Origin of the sequence: Streptomyces sp. D2-8, assembly GCF_023184515.1 — a bacterium.
GTDB lineage: Bacteria > Actinomycetota > Actinomycetes > Streptomycetales > Streptomycetaceae > Streptomyces.
In genome coordinates, this window is record NZ_JAAHBP010000010.1 from 92,801 (window position 1) to 112,074 (window position 19,274).

Sequence of the window (19,274 nt, forward strand, 5' to 3'; positions counted from 1 at the left end):
TGCCCCGGGCTCCCTTGTCCGGCAGGGGCCGGTGCGCCTCGGGCCGGGTGGGGCAGGTTCCGTGGGCGGCCGGTCGTGGCTGTCTGTGCCGGCCGTCCCGGTCGTCGGCATGCCCGGCAGCGGCTGGTCGATGGAGGGCACCCGTCGCCGGCTGCCGCCTGTCGTCCGTCGTCGAGCGTGTCGTGGCGCGCGTCGCCGGATGTGCGGACAGGGGTCAGGCCGCTCCCAGCTCCTCGGCCATCGCCGCGCGCAGACGCAGGGTCGTGACCAGGCGCTGGAAGGCCTCCGCCCAGTAGCCACCGGCTCCCGGAGACGCGTTCTCCGGTTCGTCGGGGACGGCCAGCAGCGCGTCGAGCCGGGAGGCCTCGGACGGGTCGAGGCAGCGCTCGGCCAGGCCCATGACTCCGCTGAAACTCCATGGATAACTCCCCGCGTCCCGAGCGATGTTGAGCGCGTCCACCACGGCCCGGCCGAGCGGCGCCGCCCAGGGCACCCCGCACACCCCGAGCAGCTGGAAGGCCTCGGACAGGCCGTGCGCGGCGATGAAGCCGGCCACCCACTCGGCCCGTTCGGCGGCGCCCAGCGTGCCGAGCAGCTTGGCCCGTTCGGCAAGGGACACCGCACCCGGTCCGCCCGCCTCCGGCGCCGACGGCTCCCCGAGCAGTGCACGTGACCACTCGGCGTCCCGCTGGCGCACCGCCGCCCGGCACCACGCCGCGTGCAGTTCGCCCTGCCAGTCGTCCGCCACCGGCAGCGCCACGATCTCCCGGGGCGTGCGCCCGCCGAGCCGCCGCGACCAGGTCGCGAGGGGCGCCGCCTCCACCAGCTGACCGAGCCACCAGGACCGTTCGCCGCGACCTGCGGGGGCCTTCGCCACGACGCCGTCGCGTTCCATGCCCGCATCGCACTCGTGCGGCGCCTCGACGGCGATCGCCCGGGCGGCCCCCGTGGTCCCCCCGGGTCCCAGGCCCTCGACACCGGTTCCTCCGGGCCGCACGGTCCGCAGGTGGTCGATGGCCACACATGCCCCCGCCCTGACCGCCATCCGCGCGGCGAGCGCCGAACCGGGCAGGGCCGACAGCAGTTCCGCCGCCGTCGCCCGGACGTTGCGGCTGCGGTCGGACAGGGCCTGTTCCAGGAACGGCTCGTCGTCCGGGCCGAGGCCCGCGCGCAGGGAGTCGAGGAACATCAGCCGGTCCTCGGCCCGTTCCGTCGCCCAGGTCGTCGCGAGCAGGTCGCGTGCGGCGGCCGGTTCACGAGAACGCAGGGCGGACAGCAGGGCGACGCGTTCGGCGAACAGGCCCTCCTGCCAGAGCTGCTGGATTCTCTCGTCGTCCTCGAGGTGCGGCAGGGCCGCTCCGCCGCCCGGGGTCGCGCGCAGGGCGAACCGCCAGTCCGGGTTCAGCCGGGCCAGCCACAGGGCCCGCGGCCCCGCGAACTCCAGCGCCGCCGGACGCAGGTCGGTACGCCCCCGGGCCGCGTCCAGCAACGCCGGAAGCACCTGCGGAGGCGGTGCGAAACCACGGGCGTTCGCCGTCGCGAGCCACTGCGGCAGCAGCTCCGTCAGGTCGGGCGCGGCGCCCCGCCGGCCGCCGCCGGACGGGCCGGGGCGGTCGGCCAGCAGCATCGCGAGCCTGCGGGCGGCCGCCGCCGGCAGCGCCGGACGCACGTCCCGCGGAGCCGGCTGCGGACGCTCGGCCGCCCGCGCCGGGCGCAGACCGGCCCGCCGCCGTACGGTCTCCACCGCCGCCGCGTCCAGCAGTGCCACGGGTGCGTCCGGGCCCGGCGCGGTGCCCGGCGGGGTGCGCCGGTCGGTGCCCAGCAGCGCGGTGGTGACGAGCCCCTCCCAGGCGTCCGCGCCCGGCGCGTCCACAGAAGCGGAGGACATGGTCATGAGCTTCCTTTCCGCGGGGCGCCCGGTAGTTGAAGGCTCGCCCTTACCGGTTGTCCCGTGATGCCTGAAAGATTCGTGGATCTGGGGGAGGGGTGGGGCCGTGCCGAAGCGCCGTGGGCAGCCCCCCGGTTCAGCACAGCGCGACCGCGTCACCCGGTCCCTCGGGCCAGGCCGTCAGCGGCGTGAAGCCCTGGTGGCCGCATTCGCCGAAGACCCTGACCGGGGCCCCGCCCGACAGGGCGACGAGCCGCCACAGGCCCGGCCGGGACCGCGCGGCGGGAGTGAGCGGCAACGCCGCGTCCTCGTCGGCGTCCGCCAGTTGCCAGGAGTCGCCGTCCGGGACCGGAACGACCCGGTCCAGCGTCACCGGCACGGACTCCAGCCACGGGTCGTCGCGCAGGGCGTCGCCGTAACGGGCCGCCGCCCGGGACGTGGTCACCCCCGGCGGGCGTATCGCCGCGGGCGCGGGCGGGGCGAACTGCTCGCCCAGGGCCACCCGCAGCTGCCCGGCGCCCGGGTACGCGGACACCTCGGCGTCCAGGGCCAGCCCCACCGGGAGCGCCAGCTCCGGGGCGCGGCCGGCGGCGCCGTAGGAGAGGAGCAGCACGGTGCGGTGCGAGTCGGCGCCGTGCAGCCAGATTCGGCGGGTCGTCAGGCGCGGGTCCGTCGTGTCGTACTGGGCGAGCACCAGCCAGCGGTCCCGCAGCGGCGGGCCGTCCGCCGAGGCCGGGAGGCCCATGCGGGAGCGGACCGTGGCGGCGAGGCCGTCCGGGAGCCGCTCGCGGCGCAGCCAGCCCTGGCCGAGGAGATGCAGCAGCGCGCACTCCTCCAGCAGCCGCACCGGCCAGCCCGGACCCGTGGACGGGATCGCCCCCAACTCCCGCACCCGGCCCGCCAGGCCCCGGGCCTGGGCGTCGACCATGCGGGCCGCCGTCTCCTCCCAGAGGCCGTACCCCGACTGCTCCGCGGACGCCAGTCCGCCGCGCAGCAGATCGACCAGGCGCTGCTCCAGCTCCACCGCACCCGCAGAGACCCGCTCGGACCGGCGCTCCGCCCGGCGCCGCGCCGCCTCCGGATCAGCGGACCCGGACGGCGCACCGGAGCCGTCGCCGGCCTTCTTCTCCTCGGTGCGCCTGCGCCGCCCCGCTATCCACTGCCCGGCCCACTCCGGCGCCTGCCCCGGCGGCACCGCCGCGTCGTCGGCGGCCCAGAGCAGCAGCAGTCCGAGCGCGTGCTTGCACGGGAACTTGCGGCTCGGACAACTGCACTTGTACGCGGGCCCGGCGGCGTCCGCGATGTCCACGACCGTCTGATACGGCTTGCTTCCGCTGCCCTTGCACAGCCCCCACACCGTCCCCTCGTCGGAACTCCCCGCCTCGGACCACGGCCCTGCCGCGCCGAGTTTGCTTCCCGCTTTGCGTGATGCGGCGTCAGGCGCCAGTGCCAGCACCTGGTCCGCGGTCCAGCGCACCCCCTGCTGAGTCATGCCACCGAAGGTAGATCCCCCCACTGACAATCGGGTCCGCGAGCGGCTCCGGCAGGGCGTTTTCGCAGGTCAGGGCGCATTGTCAGTGGTGTGGTGCAACGTTGGTGCCAGATCCGAACCGGCCCAGCTGGAGGGGGACTTTGCCATGACTGTGTCCGTAGAGCCGACGTCCGTCGAAGCGGGGGAGACGGAAGCGGCCCAGGCGTTGCGACCGCACGCCGAGGACGCCTTCGCCCAGGAACTCGCCGCGCTGGCCGCTCAGGACGACCGTCCGCGCCCGGCCCGCTGGAGGCTGTCGCCGTGGGCCGTCGCGACGTACCTGCTCGGCGGCACCCTGCCCGACGGCACGGTGATCAGCCCCAAGTACGTCGGCCCGCGCCGCATCGTCGAGGTCGCCGTCACCACGCTCGCCACCGACCGCGCCCTGCTCCTGCTCGGCGTGCCGGGCACGGCGAAGACCTGGGTGTCCGAGCACCTGGCCGCGGCGGTCAGCGGCGACTCCACGCTGCTGGTGCAGGGCACCGCCGGCACCCCGGAGGAGGCCATCCGCTACGGCTGGAACTACGCGCAGCTGCTCGCCCACGGCCCGAGCCGCGACGCCCTCGTGCCCAGCCCGGTCATGCGGGCCATGGCGGAGGGCATGACGGCCCGCGTCGAGGAGCTGACCCGTATCCCGGCCGACGTACAGGACACGCTGATCACGATCCTGTCGGAGAAGACGCTGCCGATACCGGAACTGGGCCAGGAGGTGCAGGCGGTCCGCGGCTTCAACCTGATCGCCACGGCCAACGACCGCGACCGCGGGGTCAACGACCTGTCCAGCGCCCTGCGCCGCCGCTTCAACACCGTGGTGCTGCCGCTGCCGGAGAGCCCCGAGGCCGAGGTCGACATCGTCTCGCGGCGCGTCGACCAGCTCGGCCGCTCCCTCGACCTGCCGGCCGCGCCCGACGGGCTGGTCGAGATCCGCCGGGTCGTCACGGTCTTCCGCGAGCTGCGCGACGGGGTGACGGCCGACGGCAGGACGAAGCTGAAGTCGCCCAGCGGCACGCTGTCCACGGCCGAGGCGATCTCCGTCGTCACCAACGGGCTCGCCCTGGCGGCCCACTTCGGCGACGGCGTGCTGCGGCCGGGCGATGTCGCCGCGGGCATTCTCGGCGCGGTGGTCCGCGACCCGGCGGCGGACCGGGTCATCTGGCAGGAGTACCTGGAGACGGTGGTCCGCGAGCGCGACGGCTGGAAGGACTTCTACCGGGCCTGCCGCGAGGTGAGCGTGTGAGGGACGCGGGGCGGGGGCCCCGGGTGGTGGGGCGGCGATCGCCCGCAGGCGGGGGTCGGGACGTGCGGGACGGGAGGGGGATGAAGTGACCGGTGTGGAAAGGGCCGTGGGCCAGCGGGCCGGGGCGGGACCGGTGCTGCTCGGGGTGCGGCATCACGGGCCGGGGTCGGCGCGGGCGGTGCGGGCGGCGCTGGAGGAGGTCCGGCCGCGGGTCGTGCTGATCGAAGGGCCGCCCGAGGCCGACGCCCTGATCCCGCTCGCCGCCGACGAGGAGATGCGGCCGCCGGTCGCCCTGCTCGCTCACGCCGTGGACGAGCCCGGCCGCTCGGCGTTCTGGCCGCTGGCCGGGTTCTCCCCGGAGTGGGTCGCCATCCGCTGGGCCCTGGAGCACGACGTCCCGGCCCGCTTCATCGACCTGCCGGCCGCGCACACGCTGGCCTGGGGGAGGCAGGGGGACGAGGCGGGGGCCGAGGGCGAACGCCCTCTGGACGCCGAGACGGCGGCGGACGGCGATACCGGTCCCGGCTCCGCCGACCTGCGGATCGATCCGCTCGGAGTGCTCGCCGAAGCGGCCGGTTACGAGGACCCGGAGCGGTGGTGGGAGGACGTCGTGGAGCACCGGGGCGCGGGGGAGAGCGACGCACTCGCCCCGTTCACCGCGCTCGAGGAGGCCATGGGCGCGCTGCGGGAGACCTACGGCAGCGGGGGACAGGACCGGGACCTGGTGCGGGAGGCGTACATGCGGCTCCAGGTGCGGGCCGCGCAGCGGGAGTTCGAGGACGGCGTGGCCGTCGTCTGCGGGGCCTGGCACGTGCCCGCGCTGCGGCAGAGGACCACCGTCGCCGCCGACAAGGCGATGGTGAAAGGGCTGCCCAAGGTCAAGACGGATATGACCTGGGTGCCGTGGACCCACCGCCGGCTGTCCCGGAGCAGCGGGTACGGGGCCGGCATCGACTCGCCGGGCTGGTACGGGCACTTGTTCAGTGCTCCGGACCGGCCGGTGGAGCGCTGGCTGACCAAGGTGGCGGGGCTGCTGCGCGCCGAGGACCGGATCGTGTCCTCCGCGCACGTCATCGAGGCGGTGCGGCTGGCCGAAACGCTCGCCGCGATGCGCGGCCGTCCGCTGCCCGGCCTCAGCGAGACGACCGACGCGGTGCGGGCGGTGATGTGCGAGGGCTCGGACGTGCCGCTGGCGCTGGTGCGGGACCGGCTGGTCGTGGGGGACGTGCTGGGGGAGGTGCCGCCGTCGGCGCCGGCGGTGCCGTTGCAGCGGGACCTCGCCCGGTTGCAGCGCCGGCTGCGGCTGAAGCCGGAGGCGCAGGAGCGGGAGGTGGAACTCGACCTGCGCAAGGAGAACGACGCCGCCCGCAGCAGGCTGCTGCACCGGCTGCGGCTGCTCGGCATCGCGTGGGGCGAACCGGCCGCCTCGAGGGGCAGCACCGGCACGTTCCGGGAGACGTGGCGGCTGCGCTGGGAGCCCGAGCTGTCCGTGCGGGTCGCCGAGGCCGGGGTGTGGGGGACGACCGTCCTGTCCGCCGTGACCGCCAAGGCCGAGGCGGACGCCGTCACCACGCAGGCGCTCGCCGACGTCACCGCGCTCGCCGAGCGCTGCCTGCTGGCCGAACTGCCCGACGCGCTGCCGGCGGTGATGCGGATCCTCGCCGACCGGGCGGCCCTCGACACGGACGTCGGCCATCTCGCCCAGGCGCTCCCGGCCCTGGCCCGCTCCCTGCGCTACGGCGACGTGCGCGGCACGGACACCGGCGCCCTGGCGGAGGTCGCCGCGGGACTGGCCGAGCGGGTCTTCGTGGGCCTTCCCCCGGCCTGCGCCGCGCTCGACACGGACGCCGCCGAGGAGATGCGGCGCCATGTGGACGCGGTGCACGGGGCCGTGGGCCTCCTGGGCGACGCCTCCGCGGCGGGACACGGCCGGCTGAGAGGCCGCTGGCAGTCGGTGCTGCGGGTGCTGTCCGGGCGGGACACCGTGCCCGGGGTCATCCGGGGCCGGGCCGTGCGGCTCCTGCTCGACGACGGGGAGCTGGCCCAGGACGAGGCGGCCCTGCTGATGGGACTCGTCCTGTCGCCGGGCACACCGCCGGCGGACGCGGCCGCGTGGATCGAGGGCTTCGTCGGAGGGGGCTCCGGGGGCGGGATGCTCCTGGTGCACGACGAGCGGCTGCTCGGACTGGTCGACGCATGGCTGACCGGTGTCCCGGCCGAGGCCTTCGCCGACGTACTGCCCCTGCTGCGGCGGACGTTCTCGGCGTACGAACCCGGAGTGCGCCGGACCCTCGGCGAGCTGGTCCGACGCGGACCGGGAGCCGGGGGTGGCGCGACAGCCGCCGGCTCCGGGATACCCGGCTTCGCGGCCGACCTCGACACGGTGCGCGCCGACGCCGTGCTGCCGGTCGTGCGGCTGCTGCTCGGGCTGGACGAAGTGGACGAGAACACCGACAACGACCTGGCGGGGGTGACGGGATGACGACCGAGGCACTGAGGGGCCGGACGAGGACGCCGGAAGCGGGGGACACCGGGACGGGCGGCCTCCGGGAGGACAGGCGACCGGAGACGACCGTGCCGGTGATCCCACTGTGGGAACGGCCTCGCAAGGGAGGACGGGGATGACGTCCGAGAACACGGACCCGGCGCAGGAGCGGCTGCGGCGGTGGCGGCTCGTGCTCGGGGGCGACGCGGCGGACGGCACCGGCTGCGCGCTGTCGGGGCGGGACGCGGCGATGGACGGAGCGCTCACCGCGCTCTACGGCAGGAAGGACGGCAGGTCACAGGGGGGCCGGGACCGTTCGGCGGGGCTCGGGGCGTCGGCGCCGTCCGTGGCGCGCTGGCTCGGTGACATCCGGACGTACTTCCCCTCCTCCGTCGTGCAGGTCATGCAGCGCGACGCCATCGACCGGCTCGGTCTCGCCACGCTGCTGCTGGAGCCGGAGATGCTGGAGGCGGTCGAGGCCGACGTGCACCTCGTCGGCACGCTGCTGTCGCTCAACAAGGCGATGCCGGAGACCACGAAGGAGACGGCCCGGGCCGTGGTGCGCAAGGTCGTCGAGGACCTGGAGAAGCGGCTCGCCACCCGCACCCGGGCCACCCTCACCGGCGCGCTCGACCGCAGCGCCCGGATCAGCCGGCCCCGCCACCACGACATCGACTGGAACCGCACCATCGCGGCCAACCTCAAGCACTACCTGCCCGAGTACCGAACGATCGTGCCGGAGCGGCTCATCGGGTTCGGGCGGGCGACCCAGTCCACGAAGAAGGAGGTCATCCTCTGTATCGACCAGTCGGGATCCATGGCGGCATCGGTTGTGTACGCATCGGTGTTCGGGGCGGTGCTCGCCTCGATGCGGACGATCTCCACGCGACTCGTCGTCTTCGACACGGCGGTCGTCGACCTCACGGACCAGCTGGACGACCCGGTCGACGTGCTGTTCGGCACGCAGCTCGGCGGTGGCACGGACATCAACCGGGCGCTCGCGTACTGCCAGTCGCAGATCACCCGGCCCGCGGAGACGGTGGTCGTGCTGATCAGCGACCTCTACGAAGGCGGCATTCGCAACGAGATGCTCAAGCGGGTCTCCGCGATGAAGGCGTCGGGCGTGCAGTTCGTGACGCTGCTGGCGCTCTCGGACGAGGGGGCACCGGCGTACGACCGGGAGCACGCGGCCGCGCTCGCGGCGCTGGGGGCACCGGCGTTCGCGTGCACGCCCGATCTGTTTCCGGAGGTGATGGCGGCGGCGATCGAGAAGCGGCCGTTGCCGATACCGGATGCGGCGTGAAGGGCCCGGCGTGAGGGGGCGGATGACGACTTGTCGATGCATCGTCGTCCGGCGTGGAGCAGTAAAACGGACATGACGGCCCTTCGGTAAGCAAGGGCTTGCGCAACCTCCGCACTCCCGTGCGAGGATCGGCGCCTGCTTGGCCGTGTGTGGCGCCGGCCGGGCAGTACCGCTTCCGTCGCACGGGAGGAAGCTCCCCCTCTTGACCTGGTCAGCAGCCCTGCCCGATGCCGCGTTGCGCACGCTGCGCACAGCGGCCGGGCGGCGTGCGCTCCAAGTGGCCCTGCTGCTGGGCGGGTTGCTGGTCATCGGGCTGCTGTGGGGGGAGCGGGCCCATGCGGAGAACGGCGTAGGGGCGCTGCCGGAGAGCCGGGCCGGGCAGGGCGTTGACCGGCTCGTTCGGGGTGCCGGTGGTGCCGGGGAGGCGGTGAGCGAGGGGCTGGCGGAGTCCCGGGTGAAGGTGTCGTCGCCCGCGCCGCCCTTGTCGTCCTCGAGGTCGCAGTCGCCCGAGCGGCCGTCGCACGTCGAGCAGCCGAAGCAGCCAGAGCAGCCGGATCTACCGAAGCTGCCGAAGCAGCCGGATCTACCGAAGCTGCCGAAGCAGCCGGATCTGCCGAAGCAGCCAGAGCTGCGAGAGCTGTCCAAACCCTCGTCGCACCCGGTGCTGCCCGGCCTCCCGACTCTGCCGGACCTCCCCGTACCGGCCGACTTGCCGACACTGCCCTCGTTGCCTGGCCTGCCCGAGGCACCCGCGCTGCCCACCCTGCCAGGACTCCCCGACCCTCCCGCGCTGCCGGGCCTGCCGGACCTGCCCGCTCCCCCCGGCAGTGACATCGCGCTCCCGGGAGCGCCCGCTCTCCCCACTCTCCCCGGGCTCCCCAGCCCCCCGGCGCTCCCCAGCCGCCCCCTCCCCACCCCGGTCACGGCTGACCCGCGGCCGGACGGGACGACGGCGCCGACGGACGGGACCGGCTCCCCGCGGCAGGCCGGGACGCCGGACCTCCTGGTCCACGGCAACAAGCCCCACGCCGCTCACACGGGCCCGATACTCCCCGACTCCCACACGCACCACGTCAGACACGCAGACCACCTCGGCCACCTCAGCCACTTCGGCCACCCGGGTCACCCCGCTCACCTCGGTCACCCCGACCCGTCCACGCACACCGCACGCACCCCCGCCGCCCACGCGCCCGGCGGTCGTCCCGGCGGTGCGCTGGGCAACCGGTCCCTGGCCGACAGCGGCTCGTCGCGTCACGGCGACGTCCACGCCGTCACCGCGAGCCTCCGGGCGCCGCTCACGCTCGTGCCCGGTGCGGCGGCCCGCGCCCACGTTGTCGGCACCCGGGGCGGCCACCGGGACATCCACCTCTTCCCCGGCTAGCAGGAACGGACCGCCGAGGCCCCCCGCCACAGGCCCGCCCCCAGGGGCGGAGAGCCTCGCCGGCCGACCCCGCCCGGGGTGCCCGCGGTACCCCTCCCCTCCCAGTGCTTCACGAGGCGTCACGTCCGGACGGCCGAAAGCCGTCGGCTGTCCGAGGCCGAGCCCTCGTGGATGGGACGGGTGGTCCCCATTGGGGTGGGGATCACTCGCCCCGCGCCCCGGGGAGCCGGGCCCTGATCAGGGCCTTCGTGCTCCTTCGGGGGTGTCCGGCGGGCCTCACCGGGTCAACCCCAGCCCGGTGAGGCCCCTCACCCCCGGCACGCCGTGCCAGAGAGCACGGCATCATGTGACAGGTATCACCGCTCAGGTGTGACCCTCGATTTAGAGGCCTCCGGGAAGCAGCGATAACCTGCGAGACGGACATGCCGCGCGCTCGGACACCGTGTGCGCCTCCCTTGTGACAGACAGCGGACGTCACGTTGCCCTCGCGGCACGCCCACGCAGACAACGAACCGCGAGATCACTGATAGGGACGGAAGCGCGTGGACCTGTTCGAGTACCAGGCGAGGGACCTCTTCGCCAAGCACGATGTACCGGTGCTGGCCGGTGAAGTCATCGACACGCCTGAGGCGGCCCGCGCAGCCACCGAGCGCCTCGGTGGCAAGTCCGTCGTCAAGGCCCAGGTGAAGGTCGGCGGCCGTGGCAAGGCCGGCGGCGTGAAGCTGGCCGGCACCGCCGACGAGGCCGTGGAGCATGCGACCAACATCCTCGGCATGGACATCAAGGGCCACACGGTCCACAAGGTGATGATCGCCGAGACGGCTCCGGAGATCCTGGAGGAGTACTACGTCTCCTTCCTCCTCGACCGTGCCAACCGCACCTTCCTCTCCATCGCCTCCGTCGAGGGCGGCGTGGAGATCGAGGAGGTGGCGGCCACCCGCCCCGACGCCGTCGCCAAGACGCCGATCGACGCCAACGAGGGTGTCACCGAGGACAAGGCCCGCGAGATCGTCGCGGCCGCGAAGTTCCCGGCCGAGGTCGCCGACAAGGTCGTGAACGTCCTCGTCAAGCTGTGGGACACCTTCATCAAGGAGGACGCCCTCCTGGTCGAGGTCAACCCGCTGGCCAAGGTCGCCTCCGGTGACGTCATCGCCCTGGACGGCAAGGTCTCCCTGGACGAGAACGCCGAGTTCCGTCAGCCGGAGCACGAGGCCCTTCAGGACAAGGCCGCGGCCAACCCGCTCGAGGCCGCCGCCAAGGAGAAGAACCTCAACTACGTCAAGCTCGACGGTGAGGTCGGCATCATCGGCAACGGCGCGGGTCTCGTCATGAGCACCCTGGACGTCGTCGCGTACGCCGGTGAGGCGCACGGCGGCGTGAAGCCGGCCAACTTCCTCGACATCGGTGGTGGCGCCTCCGCCGCCGTCATGGCGAACGGCCTGGAGATCATCCTCGGCGACCCGGACGTCAAGTCCGTCTTCGTCAACGTCTTCGGTGGCATCACCGCCTGTGACGAGGTCGCCAACGGCATCGTCCAGGCGCTGCAGCTGCTCGCGGACCGCGGTGAGGAAGTCACCAAGCCGCTGGTCGTCCGTCTGGACGGCAACAACGCCGAGCTGGGTCGCAAGATCCTCTCCGACGCCAACCACCCGCTGGTGCAGCGCGTGGACACCATGGACGGAGCGGCCGACAAGGCCGCCGAGCTCGCGGCTGCGAAGTAAGGGACGAGGGACTAAACAGCCATGGCTATCTTCCTCAACAAGGACAGCAAGGTCATCGTCCAGGGCATGACCGGTGCCACGGGCATGAAGCACACCAAGCTCATGCTGGCCGACGGCACGAACGTCGTCGGTGGCGTGAACCCCCGCAAGGCGGGCACGTCCGTCGACATCGACGGCAACGAGATCCCGGTCTTCGGCACGGTCGCCGAGGCGATGGAGAAGACGGGCGCGAACGTATCCGTCCTCTTCGTCCCGCCGGCCTTCGCCAAGGCCGCCGTCGTCGAGGCCATCGACGCCGAGATCCCCCTCGCGGTCGTCATCACCGAGGGCATCGCGGTCCACGACTCGGCCGCGTTCTACGCGTACGCCGTGTCCCAGGGCAACAAGACCCGGATCATCGGCCCGAACTGCCCCGGTCTCATCACGCCGGGCCAGTCCAACGCCGGCATCATCCCGGGCGACATCACCAAGCCGGGCCGCATCGGTCTGGTCTCGAAGTCGGGCACGCTGACGTACCAGATGATGTACGAGCTGCGGGACATCGGCTTCTCCTCCGCCGTCGGCATCGGTGGCGACCCGGTCATCGGGACGACCCACATCGACGCCCTCGCCGCGTTCGAGGCCGACCCCGACACCGACCTGATCGTCATGATCGGTGAGATCGGCGGCGACGCCGAGGAGCGGGCCGCGGCCTTCATCAAGGAGAACGTGACCAAGCCGGTCGTCGGCTACGTCGCGGGCTTCACCGCGCCCGAGGGCAAGACCATGGGCCACGCAGGCGCCATCGTCTCCGGCTCCTCCGGCACGGCCGCCGCGAAGAAGGAGGCCCTCGAGGCCGCCGGCGTCAAGGTCGGCAAGACCCCGACCGAGACGGCCAAGCTGGCGCGCGCCATTCTCGGCTACTGAGTACAGCCTCGCCGGCTGAACACCGCCGTAGCGCGCAAGGGTGGGCCCGCTCCCCGTACGGGGAGCGGGCCCACCCCTTTGCCCTGGGGGAGGCTGTCACCGGGGCTGCGGCATCAACCGCTCCGGCCCCTTCTGCTCCTCCTTGCGCAGCTTCGCGCGCAGTTCCCGCTCCGACTCCGACAGCGGTCCGGGGGCGACCGGCGGCGGCACGCCCTGAACCGTCTCTCCCGCCGGTACCGGTGGCTCGTAGTGGGTGGGGGCCGTGCGGGCGGTGAGGGCCGTGGCGCCGATCAGGGCCACCGTGAAGGCGATGGCGGCCCGGGTCCAGAAGCGGGCCCGGCGTTCCCCGCCCTTCCGTACGACGGGCGGTTTGGCGGCCCGCAGCCGCTCGGTGGAGGCCAGCTCGACCAGCCGCCAGTGCAGCGTTTCCGGGTCCGCCAGCTCCGGCAGCCGCTCGGCGACCGCCTCGCGCGCGTGCGCCAGCCGGTTCACGGCCGCGCGGGTGCTCGCCTCCGTCTCCGCCGCCGTCTCCGGCAGGCCGAGCCCGACCCCGTCGTAGAGCACCAGCGTGCGGCGGTAGCACGGCGGAAGCTTCAGCAGGGTGTCCATCAGCGCCCGGTCGAACGCGTCGGGCGGCGGCGGTTCGGGGTGCCGGTAGCGCGGGCGGAGCCGGTGCCACGGGGAGAGCGCGCACTCGTACGCCATCGCGCGCACCCAGCCCGCCGGGTCGCGGTCGCGGGCCACCTCGGGCCAGCGCTGCCAGGCGATCTGGAAGGCCCGCTCCACCGACTCCCGGGCCCGTTCACGGCGGCCGGTCAGCAGATAGGTCTGCCGGACGAGCGCGGGGGCGCAGAAGGCGTACAGCGCGTCGAAGGCCTGATCGGGGGTCAGGGCGGAGATGGCGTCGTCCGGCCGGCGTGGGGGCGTGGTGCGCGGGCGCTCGGTGAGGATGACGCGGTGTCCGTGCGGGACGGGGCCGCGGCTCCGGTCCGGGACGGTGACGGGCCCGCGGCCCCGGTCCTTCGCGGCGGGTCGCTTCCGGTCGGCGGCGGCGGCCCTGCGCCCGGCCCGGGAGCCTCGCCGTGAGGGCGCCGCCCCGGACGCCGGTTCCGGGTCGTCGGGATCGGCGGCGCCGTCCTGAGAAGGCGTCACCTCCGGCTCGTCACCCAGCGAGTTGAGCAGCTTCGCGTACTTCTCCCCTTTGCGGCCGCGCGGCGTGGACCGGCCGGTCTCCCACCCGCGCACCGTCTCGCTGGTGACGCCCACCCGGGAGGCCAGCTGAGCCCGCGTCAGCGAGGCGGCCTCGCGCAGGCGTCGGCGTTCCTTGGGCGGTGGGAGGGGGATGACAGGGCTCTGTGTCACAGGACGCCCCTCCGTCCGGAAAAGTACATAAACATATATTGAGCGACACAGCGATGGTTCGCCTGTTACGCCGGGAAAGCGCGTGTCGTTGGGAGCATGGCGGTCGTGATCGAGATGACCGCTCGCCGTCGTTCGCCGTCGCCCCTGCGCACTCGGATGCGGGACCGTTCGTCAGGACTGGTCGGCGGCCTCACCGGTGGTGCGTTGGCGGCGGGTCTGGGGCTCGCGTCGTTCGCCGTGCTCGTGATGCTGCTGTGGATCAGCTCGCCGTACCCGGACAGCGGGCCCGGTGGCGCCATGCATGTGGCGGCGGCGCTGTGGCTGCTGGCGCACGGTGCCGAGCTGGTCCGCACCGACACGCTCTCCGGCGTCCCCGCCCCCCTCGGCATCCCGCCCCTGCTGCTGCTCACGCTGCCGGTATGGCTGCTGCACCGGGCGGCGCGGGACGCCACGGACGGCGGGGGCGGCGAGGAGGACGACGACTTCGGGGAGGGCATCGAGGTGGTCGCGAGCCCGCCCCTGGTCTCCCCTCGTACCGCGTGGGCGGGTGTCGTCCTCGGCTACCTCGCCGTCGCCACGCCCGCCGCCCTGTACGCCGCAGGCGGTGTGCTGCGTCCGTCGTGGGTCTGGACGGGGGTGTGCGTCCCGCTGGTCGCCGTCGTGGCGGCGGGGGCGGGTGTGTGGTCGGCGTACGGCCGTCCGGGCCGGCCGCTGCGGCGGCTGCTGGGCGTGCTGCCGGTGGGGCTGCGCCCGCTGGTGCTCGGCCCGGACGGGCGCCCCGGCGTCGCCGCCCGGGCCACGGCGGCCGGGGTGGCGGTGCTCCTCGGGGGTGGTGCGCTGCTGGTGGTGGCGTCGCTGGTGTGGCACGGCGCGGCAACCCAGGCGTCGCTGCTCCGGCTGACCGAGGGGTGGTCGGGGCGGTTCGCCGTGGTGCTGCTGTGCGCGGCCCTGGTCCCGAACGCGGCGGTGTGGGGCGCCGCCTACGCCCTCGGCCCCGGCTTCGTCCTCGGCGCCGGCCACGCGGTCGGCCCGCTGGTCTCGGCGCCGGCCCCGTTCCTGCCGCCGTTTCCGCTGCTGGCGGCGGTGCCGGAGGCGGGGGAGGGGACGCTGGTGCACTGGGCGGCCGCGGTGGTGCCGGTGGTCGCCGGAGGGGTCGTGGGCTGGACGGTGGCCAGGGGCGCGGCAGCCGCGGAGCGCGGCGGGACGCGACCGGGCGGCACGCGGGCCGCGGTCTGGTCGACCGGCCGCACCGCCCGGGCCGCCGCACTGGCGTCGGTCCTGTGCGCGGCCGTACTCGCGGGGCTGGCCGCGCTGTCGGGCGGCCCGCTCGGTTCTGCCGCGCTGTCCCGCTTCGGGCCGGTGTGGTGGCAGGTCGCCGCCGCGACGCTGGCCTGGCTGGGGCTGCTGGCGATCCCGACGGCGGTGGGAGTGCGGGCCTGGCGATGCCGGACGCCCCGCGCCGAGGAGTCGAAGGCCGGCAAGCAGCGGGAGGAAGCGGCCGACGGTGCCCGGAAGGGCGGCCGCGGTTGGTTCACGCGGACCGGAGTCGCGGGGATCGCGGGGGTGGCCGGGGGCACCGGAGCCGCAGGGGGAGCCCGGGGAGCCGGACGGGCCGGGGGAGACGAGGACGCCGGAGGTCTCTGGGGTGTCGGAGCTCCCGGCGTCGCCTGGGGCGCCGAGGACGGCGAACGCTCCGGGCGCGACGCCTCACCGGCGAACGGGGCGCCGTCGCCCCACACCTCGGACTCCGTACCGAACGCGCCCCACGACCCCTACGCGCCCTTCGAGCACGACGCCCTGTACGGCCTGCGGGACCAGGACCACGACGCGGACCTCGAGCTCTACGACTTCCTGCCGTCCGACCCGGCCGCCGAGCCGTACGACGCCCCGGCCCCGCCCGACCGGTCCTCGCCGCCGGACAACGCCTGAAGCGTCAGTCGTCCGTCCCCAGGAACCCCCGGAGCTCCTCGGGCAGAAGCTGGGAGCAGGATTGCTTCGCCTGGTTGGTGAGGGCGTCGTTGGTGCAGGTGTAGTAGTCGCGGTAGACCAGCTGTGCCGTGAAGGACGCGGCGACCAGGGCGATCGCCAGGGACGCCGTGACCAGGCCGCTCACCGCCGCCGTCGTCTGGGGGCGGCCGCCGCCGCCCCGCTGCTCGGGGGCGGGGGCGGGGGCAGGGGAGTCCGGGTCGGTCCTGCGGGGCCCCGCGCGCAGGGAGCTGATGGCCCAGTAGAGGGCGAGCGCGCCCAGCAGCAGTGCCACGTACGGCCAGCTGAAGAGCGCGAAGAAGAAGGCCCACATGCCCGACAGCAGGGCGTAGCGTGCCCGGCGCTGCACGGGATCCTTCGGGTCCCAGCGCACGTTCGGGCCGCCGCCCTGGGGGCCGCCCTGGCCCTCGGGACCGCCGCGGGGGCGTTCGCCGAAGCCGCCGGGGGAGCGGCCGGGCTGCTGGTCGCTCCACTGGCTGCCCCAGGAAGAGCGGTCACCCCCGTCGCCGTTGCGGGAGTCCTCGGAGTCGTCGCCCGACGGGCGCCGCGGCTGCCAGGGCCGGTCCGGCGTGCCCTCGGGCGGCGGGGCGAAGGGGTTGTCCTCCTGGGATCCGCGCCCCTGCTTCTCCCCGCCGTCGCCGCCCGACGGCGCGTCGGGCGGTGAGCTGGGGCGCTCCCGCAGCAGCACGGCGCCGCGCTCCCCTCCCTGCGAAGACAGCTGGGGGAACGTGAGGAGGCGCAGGCTGCGGTCCGGCATCAAGTGAGCGTCTTCCCGTTGGTGAGGAGGAATGAGTGGACTGAACTGAACGGCGTCGGACCCGGGTCCGTCACCTTCTGAACGCACCACGTCCGGACGTCGTTCCCGAACCGGCTCCGCCCAGACGCTACCTTCCGGCCACGCCCCCGTCCCGTGGGGGCCGCCCGGTGTGCCGGTATCGTTGCTGACGGTCGGCCGGTTCGTAGGCTTCCCCGTATCCGGGGACGCAAAGCATTCGTATGAATGTACAAAACGTTAAGCGCCGGTCACCTTGGACAGACGCTCCCCCGAGAAAGGCCCCCACCGTGGCCGCCAAGCCCGTGGCCCCGCGCGCCCAGCGCCTCGTCGTGCTGGTCTCCGGATCCGGCACCAACCTGCAGGCGCTGCTCGACGAGATCGCCGCCGTCGGCGCGCAGGCGTACGGGGCCGAGGTCGTGGCCGTCGGCGCGGACCGCGAGGGCATCGAGGGACTGGCGCGCGCCGAGCGCGCCGGGCTGCCGGTCTTCGTCTGCAAGGTCAAGGACCACGGCAGCCGCGAGGAGTGGGACGCCGCCCTCGCCGAGGCCGTCGCCGCCCACGAGCCCGACCTCGTCGTCTCCGCCGGGTTCATGAAGATCGTCGGCAAGGAGTTCCTGGCCCGGTTCGGCGGTCGGTTCGTCAACACCCACCCTGCTTTGCTGCCCAGTTTCCCGGGAGCCCACGGCGTGCGGGACGCGCTCGCGTACGGCGCCAAGGTCACCGGCTGCACCGTCCACTTCGTCGACGACGGCGTCGACACCGGGCCGATCATCGCGCAGGGCGTGGTGGAGATCCGGGACGAGGACGACGAAGGCGCTCTGCACGAGCGCATCAAGGAAGTCGAGCGAAGGCTGCTCGTCGAGGTCGTGGGGCGCCTCGCCCGCAACGGCTATCGCATTGAGGGACGAAAGGTAGTTATCCAGTGACCGCCGAGAGCAACAAGCGGCCCCTTCGCCGGGCGCTCGTCAGCGTCTACGACAAGACCGGGCTCGAGGACCTCGCGCGCGGGCTCCACGAGGCCGGGGTCGAGCTCGTCTCCACCGGCTCCACCGCCGCGAAGATCGCCGCTGCCGGCGTCCCCGTCACCAAGGTCGAGGAGCTCACCGGCTTCCCCGAGTGCCTGGACGGCCGCGTCAAGACCCTGCACCCGCGCGTGCACGCGGGAATCCTCGCCGACCTGCGCCTGGACAGCCACCGCGAGCAGCTCGCCGAGCTGGGTGTCGAGCCGTTCGACCTCGTCGTCGTCAACCTCTACCCGTTCCGCGAGACCGTCGCCTCCGGTGCCTCGCCCGACGAGTGCGTGGAGCAGATCGACATCGGCGGGCCGTCGATGGTCCGGGCCGCCGCCAAGAACCACCCGTCGGTCGCGGTCGTCACCAGCCCGGCCCGGTACGCCGATGTGCTCAAGGCCGTCCAGACCGGCGGCTTCGACCTCGCCACCCGCAAGCGGCTCGCCGCCGAGGCCTTCCAGCACACGGCCGCCTACGACGTCGCCGTCGCCTCCTGGTTCGCCTCCTCCTACGCGCCCGTCGACGAGTCGCGGTTCCCCGACTTCCTCGGCGCCACCTGGGAGCGCGAGCACACCCTGCGCTACGGCGAGAACCCGCACCAGCCGGCCGCGCTGTACGTCTCCGGCACGGGCGGCCTCGCCCAGGCCGAGCAGCTGCACGGCAAGGAGATGTCGTACAACAACTACACGGACACGGACGCCGCCCGCCGTGCCGCGTACGACCACGCCGAGCCGTGTGTCGCGATCATCAAGCACGCCAACCCGTGCGGCATCGCCATCGGCGCGGACGTCGCCGAGGCGCACCGCAAGGCGCACGCCTGCGACCCGCTGTCGGCGTTCGGCGGCGTGATCGCGGTCAACCGCCCGGTCAGCAAGGAGATGGCGGAGCAGGTCGCGGAGATCTTCACCGAGGTCATCGTGGCGCCCGGCTACGAGGACGGGGCCCTGGAGGCCCTCACCAAGAAGAAGAACATCCGCGTGCTGCGCTGCGCCGACGGGCCCACCGCCCCCGTCGAGGTCAAGCCGATCGACGGCGGCGCGCTGCTGCAGGTGACCGACCGCCTTCAGGCCGACGGCGACGACCCGGCCGACTGGACGCTGGCGACCGGCGAGGCGCTGAGTGCCGACGAGCTGGCCGAGCTGGCCTTCGCCTGGAAGGCCTGCCGCGCGGTGAAGTCCAACGCGATCCTGCTCGCCAAGGACGGTGCCTCGGTGGGCGTGGGCATGGGGCAGGTCAACCGTGTCGACTCCGCGAAGCTGGCCGTCGAACGGGCGGGTGCCGAGCGCGCCGCGGGTGCGTACGCCGCGTCCGACGCCTTCTTCCCCTTCCCGGACGGCCTGGAGATCCTCACCGAGGCCGGGGTGAAGGCCGTGGTCCAGCCCGGCGGTTCCGTCCGTGACGAACTGGTCGTGGAGGCCGCGCAGAAGGCCGGCATCACGATGTACTTCACGGGGACGCGGCACTTCTTCCACTGAGACCGGCGGAGCGGGCCGGCAGCACCGCCGGCCTGCTCCGGACGCGTCAGCCGTCGACCTCGTACCGCCCGACCTCCAGGAAGTACCGCAGCTCTTCCGGAGTGCCGTCGATGGCGTCCTCGGCGGCCGCGCGCAGTGCCGCGCTGATGGTCGGGTCGGCGAGGATGCGGGCGATGGCGACGCGGTCGTCCTCGGCCTGGGCGAGGCGGTAGCC

13 protein-coding genes and 1 pseudogene are annotated in these 19,274 nt (G+C 73.9%); 9 read left to right on the forward strand and 5 right to left on the reverse strand.

All coding sequences use genetic code 11. The features are described 5' to 3' along the window. Positions 1-214: 214 nt before the first annotated feature. Positions 215-1,894 carry a DUF5691 domain-containing protein gene (locus G3I77_RS20330; protein ID WP_248505754.1) on the reverse strand — a complete coding sequence of 560 codons (1,680 nt, stop codon included), beginning with the start codon at positions 1,892-1,894 and terminating at the stop codon, positions 215-217. A 130-nt stretch (positions 1,895-2,024) separates the two neighbouring features. Continuing rightward, positions 2,025-3,380 (reverse strand): SWIM zinc finger family protein, encoded by a 1,356-nt coding sequence (locus G3I77_RS20335; RefSeq protein WP_248505756.1) that lies wholly within the window; start codon positions 3,378-3,380, stop codon positions 2,025-2,027. Between the two features lie 145 nt (positions 3,381-3,525). Here G3I77_RS20335 and G3I77_RS20340 point away from each other — a divergent pair, with 145 nt between their 5' ends. The 6 genes from G3I77_RS20340 (at position 3,526) to sucD (ending at position 12,452) form a co-directional block, all read left to right on the forward strand. Beyond that, a complete protein-coding gene (locus G3I77_RS20340) occupies positions 3,526-4,656 on the forward strand; it encodes an AAA family ATPase (RefSeq protein WP_248505758.1) in 1,131 nt (376 codons plus the stop codon). Positions 4,657-4,741: 85 nt separating this feature from the next. After that, complete coding sequence (locus G3I77_RS20345; protein ID WP_248505759.1) at positions 4,742-7,138, forward strand: DUF5682 family protein; 2,397 nt, start codon at positions 4,742-4,744, stop codon at positions 7,136-7,138. A 139-nt stretch (positions 7,139-7,277) separates the two neighbouring features. Beyond that, positions 7,278-8,444 carry a VWA domain-containing protein gene (locus G3I77_RS20350; RefSeq protein WP_248505761.1) on the forward strand — a complete coding sequence of 389 codons (1,167 nt, stop codon included), beginning with the start codon at positions 7,278-7,280 and terminating at the stop codon, positions 8,442-8,444. Positions 8,445-8,646: 202 nt separating this feature from the next. Beyond that, positions 8,647-9,825 (forward strand): hypothetical protein, encoded by a 1,179-nt coding sequence (locus tag G3I77_RS20355; RefSeq protein ID WP_248505763.1) that lies wholly within the window; start codon positions 8,647-8,649, stop codon positions 9,823-9,825. A 542-nt stretch (positions 9,826-10,367) separates the two neighbouring features. Further along, positions 10,368-11,546 carry an ADP-forming succinate--CoA ligase subunit beta gene (sucC, locus tag G3I77_RS20360; protein ID WP_248505765.1) on the forward strand — a complete coding sequence of 393 codons (1,179 nt, stop codon included), beginning with the start codon at positions 10,368-10,370 and terminating at the stop codon, positions 11,544-11,546. A gap of 21 nt (positions 11,547-11,567) precedes the next feature. Beyond that, positions 11,568-12,452, forward strand: a complete 885-nt coding sequence (gene sucD, locus G3I77_RS20365; protein WP_248505766.1) for a succinate--CoA ligase subunit alpha — start codon at positions 11,568-11,570, stop codon at positions 12,450-12,452. A 96-nt stretch (positions 12,453-12,548) separates the two neighbouring features. On the opposite strand, the gene G3I77_RS20370 is transcribed toward sucD, so the two are convergent. Further along, complete coding sequence (locus tag G3I77_RS20370; protein ID WP_248505768.1) at positions 12,549-13,814, reverse strand: helix-turn-helix domain-containing protein; 1,266 nt, start codon at positions 13,812-13,814, stop codon at positions 12,549-12,551. A gap of 96 nt (positions 13,815-13,910) precedes the next feature. Here G3I77_RS20370 and G3I77_RS20375 point away from each other — a divergent pair, with 96 nt between their 5' ends. Next, on the forward strand, positions 13,911-15,743 hold the full coding sequence (locus G3I77_RS20375) for a DUF6350 family protein (protein ID WP_248505770.1): 1,833 nt from the start codon (positions 13,911-13,913) through the stop codon (positions 15,741-15,743). A gap of 4 nt (positions 15,744-15,747) precedes the next feature. On the opposite strand, the gene G3I77_RS20380 is transcribed toward G3I77_RS20375, so the two are convergent. Next, positions 15,748-16,557: a hypothetical protein gene (locus G3I77_RS20380; RefSeq protein WP_248505772.1), complete on the reverse strand. Its 810-nt coding sequence runs from the start codon at positions 16,555-16,557 to the stop codon at positions 15,748-15,750. A 305-nt stretch (positions 16,558-16,862) separates the two neighbouring features. Between G3I77_RS20380 and purN the strand changes: the two genes are divergently transcribed. Further along, on the forward strand, positions 16,863-17,501 hold the full coding sequence (gene purN, locus G3I77_RS20385; protein WP_248505774.1) for a phosphoribosylglycinamide formyltransferase: 639 nt from the start codon (positions 16,863-16,865) through the stop codon (positions 17,499-17,501). Next, positions 17,498-19,060, forward strand: a complete 1,563-nt coding sequence (gene purH, locus G3I77_RS20390) for a bifunctional phosphoribosylaminoimidazolecarboxamide formyltransferase/IMP cyclohydrolase (RefSeq protein WP_248505776.1) — start codon at positions 17,498-17,500, stop codon at positions 19,058-19,060. The genes purN and purH overlap by 4 nt, the downstream gene beginning before the upstream one ends. Before the next feature lie 46 nt (positions 19,061-19,106). Here the strand turns inward: purH and G3I77_RS20395 are convergent. Beyond that, positions 19,107-19,274 (reverse strand): annotated as a pseudogene (locus G3I77_RS20395) (hypothetical protein); the annotation flags it as partial.